This is a genomic window from Chryseobacterium sediminis (genome assembly GCF_008386505.1).
GTDB lineage: Bacteria > Bacteroidota > Bacteroidia > Flavobacteriales > Weeksellaceae > Chryseobacterium > Chryseobacterium sediminis.
This window is the reverse complement of sequence record NZ_VUNZ01000001.1, coordinates 1,503,565-1,519,923: the sequence shown is the minus strand read 5'-3', so window position 1 is coordinate 1,519,923 and position 16,359 is coordinate 1,503,565. Positions and strand designations below refer to the sequence as shown.

13 protein-coding genes are annotated in these 16,359 nt (G+C 35.5%); 5 read left to right on the top strand and 8 right to left on the bottom strand.

Annotated features, from left to right (window positions below; translation table 11 throughout):
- The first annotated feature begins 90 nt into the window (after nt 1-90).
- The gene (locus tag FW780_RS06955) at nt 91-891 is read left to right on the top strand and encodes a patatin-like phospholipase family protein (protein ID WP_149832828.1); all 801 of its coding nucleotides are present in this window, start codon (nt 91-93) and stop codon (nt 889-891) included.
- 125 nt (nt 892-1,016) lie between these two features.
- On the opposite strand, the gene FW780_RS06950 is transcribed toward FW780_RS06955, so the two are convergent.
- Nucleotides 1,017-1,454 (bottom strand): hypothetical protein, encoded by a 438-nt coding sequence (locus tag FW780_RS06950; protein ID WP_149832827.1) that lies wholly within the window; start codon nt 1,452-1,454, stop codon nt 1,017-1,019.
- A 444-nt stretch (nt 1,455-1,898) separates the two neighbouring features.
- Here FW780_RS06950 and FW780_RS06945 point away from each other — a divergent pair, with 444 nt between their 5' ends.
- Both FW780_RS06945 and FW780_RS06940 read left to right on the top strand, forming a co-directional pair.
- Nucleotides 1,899-3,836, top strand: coding sequence for an SPFH domain-containing protein (locus tag FW780_RS06945; RefSeq protein ID WP_149832826.1), 1,938 nt, complete (start codon nt 1,899-1,901; stop codon nt 3,834-3,836).
- Nucleotides 3,837-3,870: 34 nt separating this feature from the next.
- A complete protein-coding gene (locus FW780_RS06940; RefSeq protein WP_149832825.1) occupies nt 3,871-4,305 on the top strand; it encodes a hypothetical protein in 435 nt (144 codons plus the stop codon).
- Between the two features lie 38 nt (nt 4,306-4,343).
- On the opposite strand, the gene FW780_RS06935 is transcribed toward FW780_RS06940, so the two are convergent.
- From FW780_RS06935 to FW780_RS06920, 4 genes are all read right to left on the bottom strand, one after another.
- Complete coding sequence (locus FW780_RS06935) at nt 4,344-5,039, bottom strand: ABC transporter ATP-binding protein (protein WP_149832824.1); 696 nt, start codon at nt 5,037-5,039, stop codon at nt 4,344-4,346.
- Nucleotides 5,040-5,119: 80 nt separating this feature from the next.
- Nucleotides 5,120-5,671 (bottom strand): hypothetical protein, encoded by a 552-nt coding sequence (locus FW780_RS06930; protein ID WP_149832823.1) that lies wholly within the window; start codon nt 5,669-5,671, stop codon nt 5,120-5,122.
- Nucleotides 5,672-6,053: 382 nt separating this feature from the next.
- A complete protein-coding gene (locus FW780_RS06925; RefSeq protein WP_167510657.1) occupies nt 6,054-6,752 on the bottom strand; it encodes a LytR/AlgR family response regulator transcription factor in 699 nt (232 codons plus the stop codon).
- Nucleotides 6,742-7,806, bottom strand: a complete 1,065-nt coding sequence (locus FW780_RS06920) for a sensor histidine kinase (protein WP_149832822.1) — start codon at nt 7,804-7,806, stop codon at nt 6,742-6,744. The genes FW780_RS06925 and FW780_RS06920 overlap by 11 nt, the downstream gene beginning before the upstream one ends.
- Nucleotides 7,807-7,988: 182 nt before the next feature.
- On the opposite strand from FW780_RS06920, the gene FW780_RS06915 reads away from it, so the two are divergent.
- The gene (locus FW780_RS06915; protein WP_149832821.1) at nt 7,989-9,104 is read left to right on the top strand and encodes an acyltransferase family protein; all 1,116 of its coding nucleotides are present in this window, start codon (nt 7,989-7,991) and stop codon (nt 9,102-9,104) included.
- A gap of 239 nt (nt 9,105-9,343) precedes the next feature.
- Here the strand turns inward: FW780_RS06915 and FW780_RS06910 are convergent, their stop codons facing one another.
- Nucleotides 9,344-10,381 (bottom strand): serine hydrolase domain-containing protein, encoded by a 1,038-nt coding sequence (locus tag FW780_RS06910; RefSeq protein WP_149832820.1) that lies wholly within the window; start codon nt 10,379-10,381, stop codon nt 9,344-9,346.
- A gap of 108 nt (nt 10,382-10,489) precedes the next feature.
- Here FW780_RS06910 and FW780_RS06905 point away from each other — a divergent pair, with 108 nt between their 5' ends.
- Nucleotides 10,490-11,002 (top strand): hypothetical protein, encoded by a 513-nt coding sequence (locus FW780_RS06905; protein ID WP_149832819.1) that lies wholly within the window; start codon nt 10,490-10,492, stop codon nt 11,000-11,002.
- 329 nt (nt 11,003-11,331) lie between these two features.
- Here FW780_RS06905 and FW780_RS06900 read toward each other — a convergent pair whose 3' ends face one another.
- Both FW780_RS06900 and FW780_RS06895 read right to left on the bottom strand, forming a co-directional pair.
- Nucleotides 11,332-12,795: a RagB/SusD family nutrient uptake outer membrane protein gene (locus tag FW780_RS06900; protein WP_149832818.1), complete on the bottom strand. Its 1,464-nt coding sequence runs from the start codon at nt 12,793-12,795 to the stop codon at nt 11,332-11,334.
- A gap of 9 nt (nt 12,796-12,804) precedes the next feature.
- Nucleotides 12,805-15,759 carry a SusC/RagA family TonB-linked outer membrane protein gene (locus FW780_RS06895; protein WP_149832817.1) on the bottom strand — a complete coding sequence of 985 codons (2,955 nt, stop codon included), beginning with the start codon at nt 15,757-15,759 and terminating at the stop codon, nt 12,805-12,807.
- Nucleotides 15,760-16,359: the final 600 nt, after the last annotated feature.

Genomic DNA, 16,359 nt, shown 5'->3' with positions numbered 1-16,359 from the left:
AAATCAGTGATTTTATTAAAATAATTTTAAAATTAGCATATTTATAAAAATTAACTTAATTATTTCAGCCTGTTTCCTTACATTTATTCTATGAATTTTGAGAGAGTAGGACTTGTATTATCAGGAGGCGGTACCAAAGGAATCGCTCATGCAGGAGTATTAAAATTCTTACAGGAAAAAGGAGTTGAAGTAGATATCCTTTCCTGCTGTAGTGCAGGGTCTATTGTAGGATGTCTTCATGCTATCGGAAAGACTCCGGACGAAATCCTGGAATTTTTCAATTCTGTGTATTTTTTCAACTGGAAACATTTTACATTCAATCAGCCGGGACTTGTTTCCTCGGTAATCTTCAGGAACTATCTGAAGCCTATCTTCCATGAAATGAAATTAGGTGATCTCGATATTGAAGTGAAAATTGTGGCCACAGAACTGGTTTCCGGAACTCAGAAGATTTTTGATAAAGATTTTGAGATTGTGGATGCCATCATTGCCTCATGTTCCATTCCCGGAATAACAACTCCTTATATTATTGGAGAGGAAATGTATTGTGATGGAGGGGTTTTGAACAATTTTCCGGCAGATATCATCAGAGATGATTGTGATAAGCTGATTGGTGTATTTGTATCTCCGCCCAACGAAGCTAAAATCAAAGACCTGAACTCCATTAAAGCAATCGTTTCCCGTTCCTATGATCTTCTTTCCTACAGAATTGAAAAAGTAAAATTTGATTACTGTGACTGGTTTATTTCTTCCCAAAAATTATCCTCTTATGGAACTTTTGAACGCAGAAAAGACAGACTGGAAGAGATTTTTAATATAGGTTATAAAGCTGCAAAAGAAAGCTATGAAGCCAGTGGCTTTTTTGAAGAATTAAAACAGTCCGGAACATAAAAAATCCCACAACAATGCAGGATTTTGTTTATACAAAAAGGCAAATTTTGAGTTCTTAAAGTAAAGTCATAGACAGACAGTAACAACTTCCAGCTTCTTTCCTCAAACTTCCAGCCTTTATACTCTTAATTTTTCACTACATACCCATCCTGACGTACAATTTCATTGTCGTTGGCATCGTTTACCGTCAAAGTATAAGGAGCTTTTTTCGGAGAATCTGTTAAATAATTCCTCCACACCTGATAACTGTGGCCTTCATTGTTAAAGACAATATAATAATTTCCTCCGCTGCCGTCAGGAACCAGCTCACCATCGCTGATAATCATACTTGGTTTTGTTGTGATCTTTGCATTGGCATTCCAGGACTGGTAAAGATACTTGCCATTGGGTTGTTTGTCAATTCTGATCTTGAACTTTTTGGTTTTAATAATAACTGTTTTCGGTACCTGTTGAAGAACAGAAGAGGTTACAGAAATATCTGTTTTCGGATTCGGAACTTCTTTCGCATAAACAAAAGAAAACTGAGCTAAGCAGAAAGTTCCAAGTAAAATAGACTTTATCATATTGAGTGGTTATTGGTTAACATTTCAGAGTCTATCAAATTTAGAGCCATTTTTCAACAATCAAGAAGAATATAAGGTATTGCAAAATAAAATTTTAGGCGCTTGAAGGTTTGTTAAGTGAAATAATTGCTTTGATTTTCAGTTAATTATAATTTTGTTTGTGAAATATTGTCAGTTTTTGAAACAACTGATTACTTTTCTTCTGTACATTTGTACCATCAAAGGATCTCGTTCCTTTATTATCAAAATGAAACTAATTAACTTTAAGTTTTTTCTATTAAAAGTATCAGAAATCATCTTCACGATTTTTAATACTTCTCCTCCTGTAATTTCTTAATTTTTTCGAGAGAATTATCACATAATTCATACTCTGTTTTTTCATATACCGAAGAAATAGAGCGCAATCCCTGTTTTAAAATATAATCAAAATCAAAAAACAAAACTATGGAATTAGCTTTTCATGGCTGGATGGTTCCGGCCGTAATTGCACTTTTGTGCGTACTTTTTTATAAATTCATTTTAAGAATTTTCTTTGGATTAATCATTGTTCCTCAGGACAAAATTGGTTTGGTGACCAAAAAATTTGTGTTGGTGGGTAAGCAGGAACTTCCGGAAGGAAGAATTATTGCAACCAATGGAGAAGCGGGTTTTCAGGCTCAGACATTAGCACCGGGGGTGTATTTCAGAAAATGGATATGGCAATATACTATCGATTTTCAATCTTTTACAGTAATTCCAACCGGAAAAATAGGATTGTTACTGGCAAAAGATGGGGTAGAATTAGAAACCGGAAGAATTTTAGGTAGAAAAGTTGATTGTGATTCTTTTCAGGATGCCGAAGCTTTTTTAAAAAACGGAGGAAGAAAAGGCCGCCAAACCGCGATTATTGCACCTGGATCCTATAGAATCAATACACTGTTATTTGAAGTAGAATTAACGGATATGACTCAGATTCCTGATAATGCAGTGGGAATTATCACGACTATGGAAGGAGATCCTTTAGCGGAAGGACAGATTGCAGGTAAAATTATCAATGAACATAATAAGTTTCAGGATGTAGACACTTTTCTAAATAACGGAGGATTCAAAGGTCTTCAGGAGCAGGTAATACTGGCAGGTTCTTATTTTCTGAATCCCTGGTTTACAAAAGTGGAAATGGTGAAAATGACGGAAATTCCGATTGGCCATGTGGGGGTTATTATCAGTTATGTAGGAGAAGAAGGACAAGATTTGAGCGGAATTGATTTTAAACATGGGAATATTGTTGAGAAAAGTCATAAAGGAGTTTGGGCAGAACCCATTGGCCCGGGAAAATATCCCATCAATCCTTATATTATGAAGGTTGAGCTTGTTCCTACCACCAATCTGGTATTGAACTGGGCTTATGAAAGAAGTGAATCTCACCAGTTGGATAAAAACCTCTCAACAATTACTGTACGAAGTAAAGACGGTTTCCCTTTCAATCTTGATGTTTCGCAAATCATTCATATTCCTACGTATGAAGCTCCAAAAGTAATCGCACGTTTTGGAAATATGATCAATCTTGTAAGCCAGGTTTTAGAACCAACTATTGGAAATTATTTCAGAAATTCAGCGCAGGACAGTGATGTGATTGCGTTTTTAGGAACCCGAAAAGAAAGACAGCAATCTGCAAAAGACCATATCAGCAGTGTTTTGGAACAGTATAATGTAAATGCTGTAGACACTTTGATAGGAGCGATTGTTCCTCCGGAAAGTCTGATGAAAACCTTAACGGATAGAAAATTGGCGGAAGAACAGAAAATTACTTATGAAACTGAAATGTTGGCTCAGGAAACGCGTCAGGCCCTGGAAAAGGAAACTGCTGTTGCTGATATGCAGAAAGAAATTGTAAAAGCGGATCAGGGAGTTGTGATTGCGGAAAGAATAGCAGATGCATCAGTGAAAAAAGCAACCGGAGATGCCAATTCCGTAAGATTACAGGCGAATGCGGAAGGAGACCGATTGAAACTGTTAGCAACAGGTGAAGCAGAAAAAACAAGACTTCTCGCAAAAGCCGAAGCAGAAAAGATAGAGTTGCTGGCAAAAGCAAATGCAGAACAAATTTCATTAACGGGTAATGCCGAAGCGGAAAAAATTCTTGCGATTGGTAAATCCAATGCGGAATCCTACAAACTATCTGTAGAAGCAATGGGTGGAAATAACTTTACCCAATTGAAAATCATGGAGAATATAGCTAATCAGAATGTAAGAATAATGCCTGAGGTATTAATCGGAGGAAGTGGAGATTCTGCCAATGGCGGTATCAGCGGCCTTTTAGGACTTCAACTTTTGGAACAGGTGCAGAAGAAAAATACTGAAACAGTTACTGTGATCGAGGAAAAACCGCAGGATAATTCTTAATTTTAGCTTACTCCCAAACATTTTGTATTTTAAAATGATTTATATAGTTCAGATCATTATTGCTCTTCTGATCCTTAGTTTTGTTATTTTCTCTTTTGTTGAAATCTATTGTAAGATTGTAAAAAAAGAATCCAGGACTTATTGGATTATGCTTATCAGTTTCGCTTTATTTTTTTTAATGATTACTGTGCGCAACCATTTGGTTAAAAATGAACTTGTAGAAAACATAAAGACATCGACAATAGATCAGAGCAATTCATTTTTTTCCAAAAGAGAACTGTCAGATATTCATATTGTAAGTGAGAAAATTAGAGTTGTTGACAAGGATATTTATATAGTGCTTATGCCTCAAAAAGATACGGTTTACATGAATCAGGATTTTCATGACAAAAATAAATTCTGGGTTCACTATAAAAAGTATGAGATTTTAAAAATTACAGCACCAGTAGGATATATAATTAAAAATTAAAAATCGCCCGGAAATTTTTCCGGGCGATCTCATATTCTTTATACAGTATAACTTGCAAATGCCTCTTCCAGGCTTTCAAATTTACCTTTAAACTCATCAATAGGGCAGTCCTGAAGAATATTCCCTTTATGAATAAGTATAACTCTTGAACAAAGTGCTTCCACTTCCTGCATGATGTGGGTAGAAAGTAAAACAGTCTTTTGCTGGCCAATTTGTTTTACCACATTACGGATTTCAATAATTTGATTAGGATCCAGACCATTCGTAGGCTCATCAAGAATCAGTAAATCCGGTTGATGAATAATAGCCTGTGCCAGCCCAACACGTTGTTTGTATCCTTTAGATAGCTGTCCTATTTTTTTAGATTTTTCAGGGGTAATTCCTACCAGTTCAATCACCTCATCTACTCTGGATTCGGGGATTTTGTGGATATTGGCAACAAACTGAAGGTATTCTTTTACATACATCTCCAGATAAAGCGGATTGTTTTCAGGAAGAAAGCCTATTTTCTTTTTGCTTTCAATCTCATGGTTTGCGATATTCATCCCATTGAAAATAATTTCACCCTGGTCAATTTTCAGCGCTCCGACAATAGATTTCATCAGGGTAGATTTTCCGGCACCGTTTGGGCCAAGGAGACCGATGATCTCATTTTTATCAATAGAAATGTTGATATTGTCAAGGGCAGTCTGCTCACCAAATTTTTTGGTTAAATTGATTATCTGAAGCGGCATAAGTTTTAATGTCTTTCTGCAAAAATAAAATAAAAAAACTCATCCAATAGAATGAGTTTCGCAATATTTATAAAATATAATTATTTTCTTGATTTTTTCTTGGTTCCACCTGTTGCCGGATTAGCAGTAGAGGCCGTATTACCAGTTCCTTTGGTTACAGCTGGATTTGCTGAATCATACATGGCATACTTTCCATTGGTTCTTCCGAAAATTTTCTCCACCTGCTTTTGGGTTAAAAACTGTGATTTTCCTATATACTTTCGGTTCTTGTTGATTACCTGGATAAACTGTACGGTTGGCTGGCCATAGTTCTTTTCATAATGAAGCTCAATGATATCATTAGGCAGTTCCAGAATGATATTCTCACCAGGAGCAGAGATAAACCCATCCATAATAAGTTTAAATAATCCGGTAACATCACCATTAAGATTCTGAAATGAAAAAGATCGGATTGTATTCAGATTGGCAGTGTTCAGATCCTGGTAGTTAATTGTAAATTTATCTTCCTTTTTATAGAGACCAACGGAATTATCTTTACCAATTTCCACCAAACTTTCATTCTTCAACACTTTAATCTGTGAGAAAACTGAAATACCGAACATACAAGTAATAAGTAGAATTATTTTTCTCATAAAATGAATTTTAATGTTTTACAACTTGGTGTACATAAATTTACTAATAAAAAAGCTAAAAAGCAATTTTATTTGTTCAAGCAAAAGTAATATTTTTTTTTAATATCACTATGAGATTATCCGCGGATGCTATGGATTTCATTGTTTACGTAAATGTTTGTTAATTAATTGTTTGGTCATTTTTTGTGAAAATAGAGCCTATTTGATTTAAAACTGACTGATAGCTGTTAAGGGAATGTAATGTATTGAAAAACAGATTGAAAAATGCTCGAATAAGGTTGAGTTAAAAACTAATTTAAAATTAATGTTAAAAAAATATCATTATAGATTTAATTCTAAAAGGGAAGCAGAAAACAGAATATTGGAGTTTTCGGAAACAATTTTATAACAATTTATCTTTAGAAACAGAAGATATGAAGGTTTCAAACTCCTGCTTATAACTTCTTCCTACAGGAATTTTATGGTGGTTTACAATAATTTCATTACTACTGAATGCCGTCATAAAAATAGAATTAATGATAAAAGATCTGTGAATTCTTACAAAACCTTTACCCGATAATGTCTGTTCTAAATCTGTAATTTTATTCTTTGAAATAAAACTTTCATTGGTAGGGAGTACTATTTTGATGTCATTTCCCTGGCTTTCAAAATAAACGATTTCCGAGAGCATCAGTTTCCGGTACATTCCTTCAGTTTTGACGAGGATGAAATCTTCTTTATGATCAGTTATAGTTCTCAGTATACGTTCCACAGATTTGAAAAAACGTTCAAAAGTAATCGGTTTCAGGAGATAATCTACAGCTTCCAGTTCAAAACCTTCAATGGCAAAATCCCTATAAGCTGTAGTGAAAATAGTCTGAGGCTTCTGCGGCAGTGATTTCAGGAAATCAATTCCGCTGAGGTGAGGCATCTGAATATCCAGAAACATAAGGTCTACAGTTTGATTTTGCAGTGTTTTATAAGCCTGCATTGCATTTTGAGCTTTTCCCACCAGCTTTAAATCGTCGATCTTAGAAATATGGTTTTCAAGTAATGACATGGCCAGCGGTTCGTCATCTACAATAATACAGTTAATCATCATGTGAAGGAGTGGTTATTTCAACTTTAAAAATATTGTTTTCCTGTGAGATACTGAAGGTGAAATTTTTCTGATAGTGATACTGCAGTTGTCTTTTTATGTTCTGCAGCCCGATTCCCTTTTCATCAGCTGTCTGGTGACTTGAGAAGGTATTTTCAATTTTAAAAACAGAATGAAGGTCATTAGTTTCTATATCAATCTTTATTTCCGTGGTTTCCGAACTTTTTCCAACTCCATGTTTAAAGGCATTTTCTACCAAAGTAAGATAGAGCAGGGGCGGAATAGTATTCGGGGAGTTTAATCTGATGTGTTTTTGAATTTTTAATCTTTCATCATGATACCGAAGGCTTTCCAGAGCGATATAATCATCAAGAATACTCAGTTCATCAGAAACGGTTACCCATTTTTTCTGTCCCTTGTGTAAAATATAGTCCAGTATATCAGAAAGCTGGCTGATAGATTGAGAGGTTTTATCAGAATGACTGATTGACAGCGAATAAATATTGTTCAAAGTATTAAAGAGAAAATGGGGATTGAGCTGGGATTTGAGCGATTGTAATTCCAGTTCTGTTTTTTCCTTTTGCAGTTTGATTGTTCGTTCCTTTTCATCCTTATACCTTATAAAAAACATAATTGAAATAAAGATAAATGCCCCGCTGATAATAGTAAATGTATAATGAATTAAAAGATAAGGAATATCAGTTAAGATATCAAATACGCTGTCTTTTAATTTATTGATAAAAAGTGGTTCTGCAATATAAACAATAAAAAACCTGTTCATAACGGAGGTAAGATAAAGACTGATCATAAGATACAGCGAAAATTCAATATATCTTTTCCTGTCAAAAAAATACCGGATCAGGATAAAATAGATGAAATTGGCTCCTATAATCTGAAAAATCCAGTGACAAAAGTTGTAAAGAAATACATCTTTAAAAATCATGCCATTATATTCTCCATACATTTTTGCTGTTCCAAATAATAATAAAGCAGTCCAGAAGAATAACTGGAAATAAATGGTTTGTCTGAGTTGGCTTTGTGACGGGGTTTTCATCATTATCAAAAATATAAAATCTTAATTGATATGATGGAAAAGCAATGTTAAATGCTTGAAATTAATGGCAGACAACTTTATTCATAGTACAAATGGCAAATTTTGCTATTGAAAGCAGATATTGTGCTGTCTAAACTCTTCATCAGAAAATACACCGGAATTTCTCAACATTTGCATAAAAAATAATGACAGAACGTTCTGAAAGGCTTTACGGATTGGATCATCTGAGGGCTGCTGCTATTTTACTCGTGTTACTATATCATTATCGAGCATTTAAGCATCCCGACTGGATCGACAGCATCGGAAAATTTGGATGGACAGGAGTAGATCTTTTCTTTGTTTTAAGTGGTTTTCTGATTTCAAGTCAGTTGTTCAAAGAAATAGAAAATAAAGAAAGTATCAGTCTGAAAACATTTTATATAAAACGTTTTTTCAGAATTATTCCGGCTTACTTTTTTACCCTTTTTCTCTATTTTATGTGTCCTTTTTTCAGGGAGAGGGAAGCTTTATCCCCTTTATGGAAGTTTGTTACTTTCACTCAGAATTATGGATTGGATGTCATCAGCCGGGGAACATTTTCTCATACATGGTCGCTATGTATTGAAGAACAGTTTTACCTCATTCTTCCTCTGTTCCTTTTGGTTGTTATGCCAACAAAACTGTTCAGATATATGGCCGTTCTGATGATTGCTGTTATTGGATTTTCTATTACAGCAAGGCTGATGGCATGGAATGAATTTATTGCAGCGGCAAATACATCCTCCACAGATTTTTGGAAATTATGGTATATGAAAATATATTACCCTACCCACACAAGATTAGATGGTCTGGGAATGGGTGTCCTGATCGGGTATCTCATGCAGTATTCTTCAATAGGTAAAAGGATAGTTGCCGGCAATGGAAATAAGCTTTTTTTTCTTGGAATAGTACTGCTGGGAATTTCATTTTGGATGTGCAGTGAGCAGGCTTCAAAAACAGCTTCTGTATTTGGTTTTACACTGGTGGCAATAAGCTATGGAATTATTCTGATGGCCGCCATTTCACCATCGTCTTTTCTGTATCGTTCAAAGTCGTATATTACCGCTCAGCTGGCTGCCTTATCATATGCTGTTTACCTTTCACATAAGGGAATTATTCATATGGTGCAGGACCTTCTTGATTATTTTAAACTTGAAACCTCAGATAATCTCATTCTTTTGACTTGTCTGTTTGCTTGTATTTTGGGTGGTTTGTTTTACCGTTTTATTATTGAAAAACCTTTCTCAGTCCTTAAATCTAAAGTTTTAAAAAAATCTGTATAGCCTCTTAAGCCTGTGAAGATTACCTGATATTCATTCTTTTTTAACGCAAAGTTTTATCTTTTCAATCTTAATATAATAAGGGAGCAAAGCAAAGCGAGTGATAATCATGCAACTTCAATGCGACCTTGTCGCTATTTCTTTGCCCTCTTTAATTTATCCATTTAAGTTATTGAAACTTTGCGTTTAAGAATGTATATTCCACAGATGATTCTAATTGAGCAGATCTTTATTATTTAAAATTACTTGGATGTCATAGCTTTCAACACGATGTTTTTTATCGAAGCCTCTTTAAAACTCCAGTATTCACTTTTTTCAGGCATCTGATTTTCTAAAATAACCAAAGTAGTATCTGTAGAAGGAAAGTAAGCGTTAAGACATGTAAACCCATCACCGAGACCTGTCACGGCAAAATAATCAAGGCCTGATTCTTTGATAAATCTTACATTGTACCCAAATCCCATACTTTCTTTTCCAAAAACATTGTGTTGGGAGCTGGTAGAAGGAGTCAGCATCTGTTTTTGAAACTCAGGAGAGAGAAGCTTTCCTTTAAACAATGCAGCATCCCATTTTGTAAGATCCTGTACAGTAGAAATAATACCAGCTGCAGGAGCATTATTATCATTCAGGAATGACTGTTTTACCTTTTCAAACTGATTGTTTTCATTCATATAGCCGGGAACAAGAGCCTGATTATTCTTGGTGTTGAATACCAGTGTTTTATCCATTTTAAGCTTTTTGAAAAGAGACGTGGCAAGTTCTGTGAAATTTTTTCCCGTTGTATTTGTAAGGATTTCTCCCAACAGCATATAAGAAAGGTTACCATATTTGAACTGGGAACCGGCTTTGAAAGCTGTCGGTTTATTGATATCCGTAATACCATGAGTATGGTTAAGAAGGTGATGTATGGTAACGGTGTCTGCCCAGCTTTGGGTAAGAGAGGGAAGGTATTTTTTGATGGGAGTATGAAGATTCAGTTTTCCCTGTTCTGCAGCCTGTAAAATCAAAACAGCGGTAACCTGCTTTGAATTGGACATGATTTCAAACTGATCATCTGTTTTCAAAGGAATTTTCTTTTCAAAATCTTTGTAGCCATTGGATTTCAGATATTGGATTTTTCCTTTTTGGGCAACCAAGACAACGCCGTTGAATGCGATCGGGCTGGAAGCCGTTATAATGCTGTCTATTTTGTGTTTATAAATATCTTTTTTCTGAGCTGTTGCGCTGACAGACAGTATCGCTGAAAATAAAGCTGTGAAGAATAATTGTGTTGAGGTCATTATGTTTTTGTATTGAAAAGTAAGAAATATAGGTGGCATTAAAATGTTTCCAAATATATGTATTTCCGCTTCTTCTTTTATTGTAAATATTTTAATAATTTAGTTTCCATGAAAATTAAAATTATTGGCCTTTTTGTACTTCTTTTCACTATTATTTCCTGTAAAAAAAATAAAGAGTATCCGAAATATGTTGAGCTGCAGTCCGGTGGCGGAGAATATTCACTGTATATAAAAAACGGAACCTTTGAATTTTTAAAAACGAAACTTATAAGTTACGATCAAATTTTGACTGCTCCATTTTCAGAGGGGAAATATGAGATTTCGGGTGATGAGCTTACTTTAAAAAGTGATAAAGGAAAAAAATATACTTTCAAAATAGGGAATGAAGCTGAACTGATTCCTGCAAAAATGGATTCTTTAAAAGATTTGAAAGGCCTGTTCCCGATTCAGATTCTTCACAATAATAAGATGCCGAAAGAAATGGGACGTTTGGATTCTTTAGGAAGAAAAAATGCACTGTGGCTTTATTTCAATGAAAAGGGGAAGGTGATTAATCAGAGGTTGTATAAAAACGGTGAGCTTTTAAAAGATCATTACAAGTCTGATATTATTGTAAAATAACCTTTAGTTTTTATATATTTTGCAGATAAGTGAATTTTAAAAATCTGAGGATGAGAATATTCAACGCAAAGTTTAATTCTGCTATTATGATTTTACAAGGAGGCAAAGAGGAAATCAATTGCATTGATTCTTTCTAAGCTTATGTATTATCATTAGCTTCATCAGCGACATTGTCGCTTGCTTTGCCTTCTTTAATGATTATTTAAATAATAAAACTTTGCGTTTGAGAAACTTACAGTTCAGTAATTATCAATAAAAAAGGCATCATTTACTAGTAAATGATGCCTCGTCACTGAATATATTTGAATGTAAAATTGTTTTAGGTTTATCTATTCATTCTGCTTGATTTGTGGGTTATTATTAATTTCTTTATTAGGAATCTGGAATCTGAATTTATCCGGAGTAAGGTTGAATCTTCCAAAAGTATGATTCGTTCCTGTGTATACTCTTTCTAAAGGGGTATTTAATCTTTTCATATCAAACCATGCATAGCCTTCTCCCCAAAGTTCTATTCTTTTTTGAAGGACAATCTCATTGATCAGCTCATTGCCTGATTTTGTAGATAGTGTATAAGCCTTATTCCTTTTCGAGGTAATATCGAATAATACTTGTCTTGCTTCCGCTTCTCTTCCCTGTCTGGCAAGGGCTTCAGCCTGTACATAATATAATGAAGAAGCCCGGATGTAAATATAATCTCCTTCAAAAAGAGTTGGATCCTTAAACTTCAAGCTTACATAAGGCGGATAATTTTTTGTTTTTCCGTTAAAGGTATAAGCTGCAGCCTGACTGCCATTGAACACTTTTTTACGGTAATCCGTTTCAGGAATTGCTTCATAAAGACGTTTGTCTATCAGTTTACGGATCTGTGCAGCTCCGGCATATCCTTCATTGGTATTATCGAACATCGAGAAGAATGATGCATAATAATTTCCGATACTCATGGTAGAAATCGTATTATGAAAACCCCATATTACCTCAGGATTATTGATATTGGAAAATCCGGTAGTGGTATAATCATCTTCTGTCATAAGGCCAACACCCTGCTTACTTTCCTCAGCATATTGGGCAGCTTTGATGTAATCTCCCGTTTCCAGAAATACTTCAGCTGCAATGGCCTTGGCAGTTCTTTTATCAATCTGGGCTCTGGACGGGCGGGCATACGTATCCAAAAGAGTAATAGATTCCTCAATATCCTTTTTGATTTGTGCATACACCTCAGCAACAGTTGATCTTGGAAGTCCCTGGCTGGGATTTTTTGCCGTAAGAACCAATGGAAGTCCCGGTTCAGCCTGATGACCGCTATAATCATTGGCATAAAAACGGACTAAATAAAAATAAGAGTAGGCTCTCAAAGCCAATAACTGTCCTGCAATGGCTCTGTTCTTTGCATTCGCATTTTTATCCAAATCATCTAGAAGCTTGTTGATCACAAATATTCTCGCATAAAAAGTAGTCCATACAATCTCAGAAGCAATGTTGCTGGCATTAGTAGCTTCGTAATTATAAAACATTCCCAAATGTTGATTTGTAGACTGGATAACATCATTTGACATCAGGTCGGCACCTGCTTTGATTCCCATGATTCCAAAATCTGAGTGAACGGTAGTACCGCCGGCACCATTGCTGCGAAGATCAAGATAGATTCCGCCCAGGATTTTTTCCGGACTGGAAGAATCATTATTCAGCTGTTCACCGGAAATATCACCTTCCGGTAAAGTATTGAGATCATTGGCACAGCTGGTGGTTATAAAACCTATGGTTACAGCTGCTATAAAGTATTTTATTTTTTTCATTCTATTCTTTTAAAAATTAAGTTTAAAGCCTAAAGAGACACTTGATAACAGAGAATATCGGTAGGCGTCAGAAACTCCTGTTAGTGAAGCTCTTGGATCATATCCTTTTCTCTTAGACCACAGATACAGGTTGTTACCTGTCACATAGATTTTTAGACCTGATAAGCCTGCCTGCTGTGCAAAACCATCAGGAAGCTGATAGGAGAGGGTGACATCCTGAAGACTGATATAATCCGACTTAATCAGATAAAGTGTTGAATTTCCGTTCTGGTTCGTTGCAGTAAGATCTACTCTTGGCAGTGCAGCAGTCGGGTTTTCAGGAGTCCATGTTTTATCCAGATCCGTTGAATAGTTAGATCCATAGCTGTCCGAATGGAATAAGCTTCTGTAAATATCATCATATCCATATCCTCCGAACTGGTAGGCAAAATTCACGGCCAGATTGAATCTCTTGTAGGTAAAATCTGTCCCGAATCCACCATATACCTTTGGAATGGCTGATTTGCCAGTGTTATAATCTGTAGCATCCTTATAATTGCTGGTGACAGTTCTTTCCTCTTTCTGAGTGGCAGGGTTTATGGATGTACGATACCATAATGCATCTCCGTTTTCCGGATTTACTCCGGCAAACTCTTTAAGGAAATAGGTATAGCGGTCTCCACCTTCTGTAAGGATAAACAAGCCGGTAACCAGACCTGTATTTCTTTGTTCAGCAGGTAATCTGGTAATTTTATTCTTATAATGAGTGGCATTAGCATAGATATTCCATTGGAACTCGTCACCACGGAGAATATCCACGCTTAGATTGGCCTGAACACCTCTGTTGGTCATATCCCCGATATTTCCATATTTCACATAAGAACCTGCATTGGACGGAGGAAGAGGAAGTGTGTAAATCATATCCGACACTTTTCTTTCAAAATAATCAGTATTCAGGGTTATTCTGTTTTTTAAAAGTGACAGTTCAAAACCGGCATTCAGATTTTTGGAAGTTTCCCATTTTAAATCCTTATTTCCTTGTTTTTTAAGCGAAAGAACGGGTTTGTCATCCCCGAAATTATTAATTCCGTAGATATCCTGATAAGCATAATAATCTCTGTTGGAACCTCCTAAAAGAATGTTGTCATTTCCCTGCTGTCCGTAAGATGCTTTTAATTTTAAAGAATTAATTATCGTATTATCCTTAAGGAAATTTTCCTTTGCAATATTCCAGGCCAGCCCCAATCCATAGAAATTTCCCCATCTGCTTTCCGGAGAAAAAACGGAAGAACCATCTCTGCGGATATTAGCATTAAAGAAATATTTCCCGTCATAATTATACAATAACCTTGTGAAATATCCTTCCACAGCATATTCATAGCCGCTGCCTGATAAATCTGTAATTTTTACAGCATTGTCAAAAGACTGGGAGTCCGGTAATAAAAGTTGCTGTTTTGATCCAGAAAAACCATCATCTTTAATCTTGTTCAGCTCATGTCCTACAAGAAGATTAAAACTGTGATTTCCCAATTTTTTCTGATACGTAAGCAATTGCTGGTGGTTCAGGGTATATTTAAAATTAGAACCCTGCGAAATAGTTCCTCCTACAGAAGATGAAGTTCCTCCTTCCGTATTTCCAAACTGAAGATTTCTTGTATTTTCAAGATAGGCTCCGAAATTGTAAGTGAAATCGAGTCCTTTGACAATTTCATAATTTAAACCAAGGTTAAGATTGGTGATATTACTTACGGTCTGAGATTTATCTTTCTGAAGATTGCCTACAGGATTTTCAAAAACAGCATAAGACCTTGTGGCTCCGTTGGGTCCCTGACCGTCTCCATAGTCGTATAAAGCATTTCCATTGCTGTCATACAATCTTTGGTAATTGTTATCCCTGAGGAAAACAGGATAAAACGGAGCAATGTTTCTCGCAAACTGGAAAGGGTTGGAAAAGCCTCCTGTTTCTCCGAAATCCTGCTTACTGTAGGTATAAGACAAAGCACTGGTTAACTTCAGTTTTGATGTGATGGAATAATCTACATTCGATCTGATCCCGAATCTTTCAAAACCTGAAGAAATTAAATACCCTTTATCATCCAGATAATTAAGGGAAGTATAAGATTTTACCTGATCCCCATTGGCATTGATACCTACTGTCGCTTCTCTTCTCAAAGAAGGTCTGAAAAGCAGTTTTTTCCAGTTGTCCTGATACAATAGTTTCGCATCCGGATTGAAAGATCCATCCTTTGAAATAAGTTGACTGAACGGGACATTATAAACATTATATCCTAATTTATTCAATGCTGAAAGTCCCACATCATGCGGACTGGCTCCGGAAGGAACTGCTCCTGGTTGTTTTAATCTGGCTATTTCGCCAATTCTGGCTCTGTTATAATAGGCTGTATAATAATCTTGTGGAGAAGTATACACAGAATAATCTTCAATAGATCTGAAGTTAACTCCGGTTCTGACATCGGCTTCAATGCTCAGTCCTTTACTCTTACCTCTTTTTGTATTCACAATAATCACTCCATTGGCTCCTCTGGAACCATATAAAGCATTGGAAGAAGCATCCTCAAGAAAAGAAATGCTTTCAATATCTGATGCTGCTATGCTGTTCAGGTTTCCACTGTAAGGAATACCGTCCAATACAATTAATGGATCACTGGAAGCGTTGATAGAACCTATTCCTCTCATTCTGATGGTGGGCTGAGAACCAGGCTGGCCGGAAGAAATTACCTGTACACCCGCTACTTTTCCTCCAATTCCCTGAAGGATATTTCCGTTCTGAAGATTAGACAAGTCTTTTGCCTTCAATGACTGTACAGATCCTGTGATCTCTTCTTTTTTCTGCTTCCCGAAGGCTACCACAACCACTTCCTTTATTGAAGTTTCTTTGGAAAGACTGTCTTTAGTTTGGGCATAACCATATTCCGCGAACAGAAGTACAGCTAATACACCAAGTTTACATTGTTTCTTTTTCATTATATTAATCTAGGTTTAAAATTGAAGTGTGTATTACTGCTGATCTGTCTGTACTCAATAACAACTTTCCTCCTCCTTTTTCAGGGAGATATAAGAAACAGAATAATAAAATGTACAGGAGATGTACCCGGATTAAAGAAGCCCTGAACTCATGGCTTTCATTCCTACAGTAATGAATGTATCTCTTAGCAAGTTATGACATCATCATTTTGCACATCATATCAAAGCACATGTCTTGAGAAATACAGGTGTGCTGTGAAAGGCGATGCTCTGCAGAACACTGTTGTTGTGCAGTTGCCGCGATAGTGCATAGGTAAGAATCAAAGTGGTTCTTATTCATGAGAATAAAGTTTATGTTTTTTTAACTGGGTCAAAATTATTTAATAATTGATGAACCCGGCAAAAGGAGGGTATGAGATAAATCATATTAACCTACTAAATTAGTAGACTATTTAAAAAATACAAAGCGTATTGTTTTTATTTATTTGTTAATCAATTATTTAAACTATAATTTAAAATGTTAAAAAATTATAAAAAAATAAGATTTAAAGGTGTGAATTAAAGTTAACACTATAAGTCTATTGTTTTTGTAGACTTTTT

Bases quoted from the DNA above. Each gene is read 5' to 3' on its own strand.
- FW780_RS06950 (WP_149832827.1), bottom strand. From the start codon at position 1,454: ATGATAAAGTCTATTTTACTTGGAACTTTCTGCTTAGCTCAGTTTTCT.
- FW780_RS06940 (WP_149832825.1), top strand. From the start codon at position 3,871: ATGATTTATATAGTTCAGATCATTATTGCTCTTCTGATCCTTAGTTTT.
- FW780_RS06945 (WP_149832826.1), top strand. From the start codon at position 1,899: ATGGAATTAGCTTTTCATGGCTGGATGGTTCCGGCCGTAATTGCACTT.
- FW780_RS06915 (WP_149832821.1), top strand. From the start codon at position 7,989: ATGACAGAACGTTCTGAAAGGCTTTACGGATTGGATCATCTGAGGGCT.
- FW780_RS06955 (WP_149832828.1), top strand. From the start codon at position 91: ATGAATTTTGAGAGAGTAGGACTTGTATTATCAGGAGGCGGTACCAAA.
- FW780_RS06930 (WP_149832823.1), bottom strand. From the start codon at position 5,671: ATGAGAAAAATAATTCTACTTATTACTTGTATGTTCGGTATTTCAGTT.
- FW780_RS06935 (WP_149832824.1), bottom strand. From the start codon at position 5,039: ATGCCGCTTCAGATAATCAATTTAACCAAAAAATTTGGTGAGCAGACT.
- FW780_RS06905 (WP_149832819.1), top strand. From the start codon at position 10,490: ATGAAAATTAAAATTATTGGCCTTTTTGTACTTCTTTTCACTATTATT.
- FW780_RS06900 (WP_149832818.1), bottom strand. From the start codon at position 12,795: ATGAAAAAAATAAAATACTTTATAGCAGCTGTAACCATAGGTTTTATA.
- FW780_RS06895 (WP_149832817.1), bottom strand. From the start codon at position 15,759: ATGAAAAAGAAACAATGTAAACTTGGTGTATTAGCTGTACTTCTGTTC.
- FW780_RS06910 (WP_149832820.1), bottom strand. From the start codon at position 10,381: ATGACCTCAACACAATTATTCTTCACAGCTTTATTTTCAGCGATACTG.
- FW780_RS06920 (WP_149832822.1), bottom strand. From the start codon at position 7,806: ATGATGAAAACCCCGTCACAAAGCCAACTCAGACAAACCATTTATTTC.
- FW780_RS06925 (WP_167510657.1), bottom strand. From the start codon at position 6,752: ATGATGATTAACTGTATTATTGTAGATGACGAACCGCTGGCCATGTCA.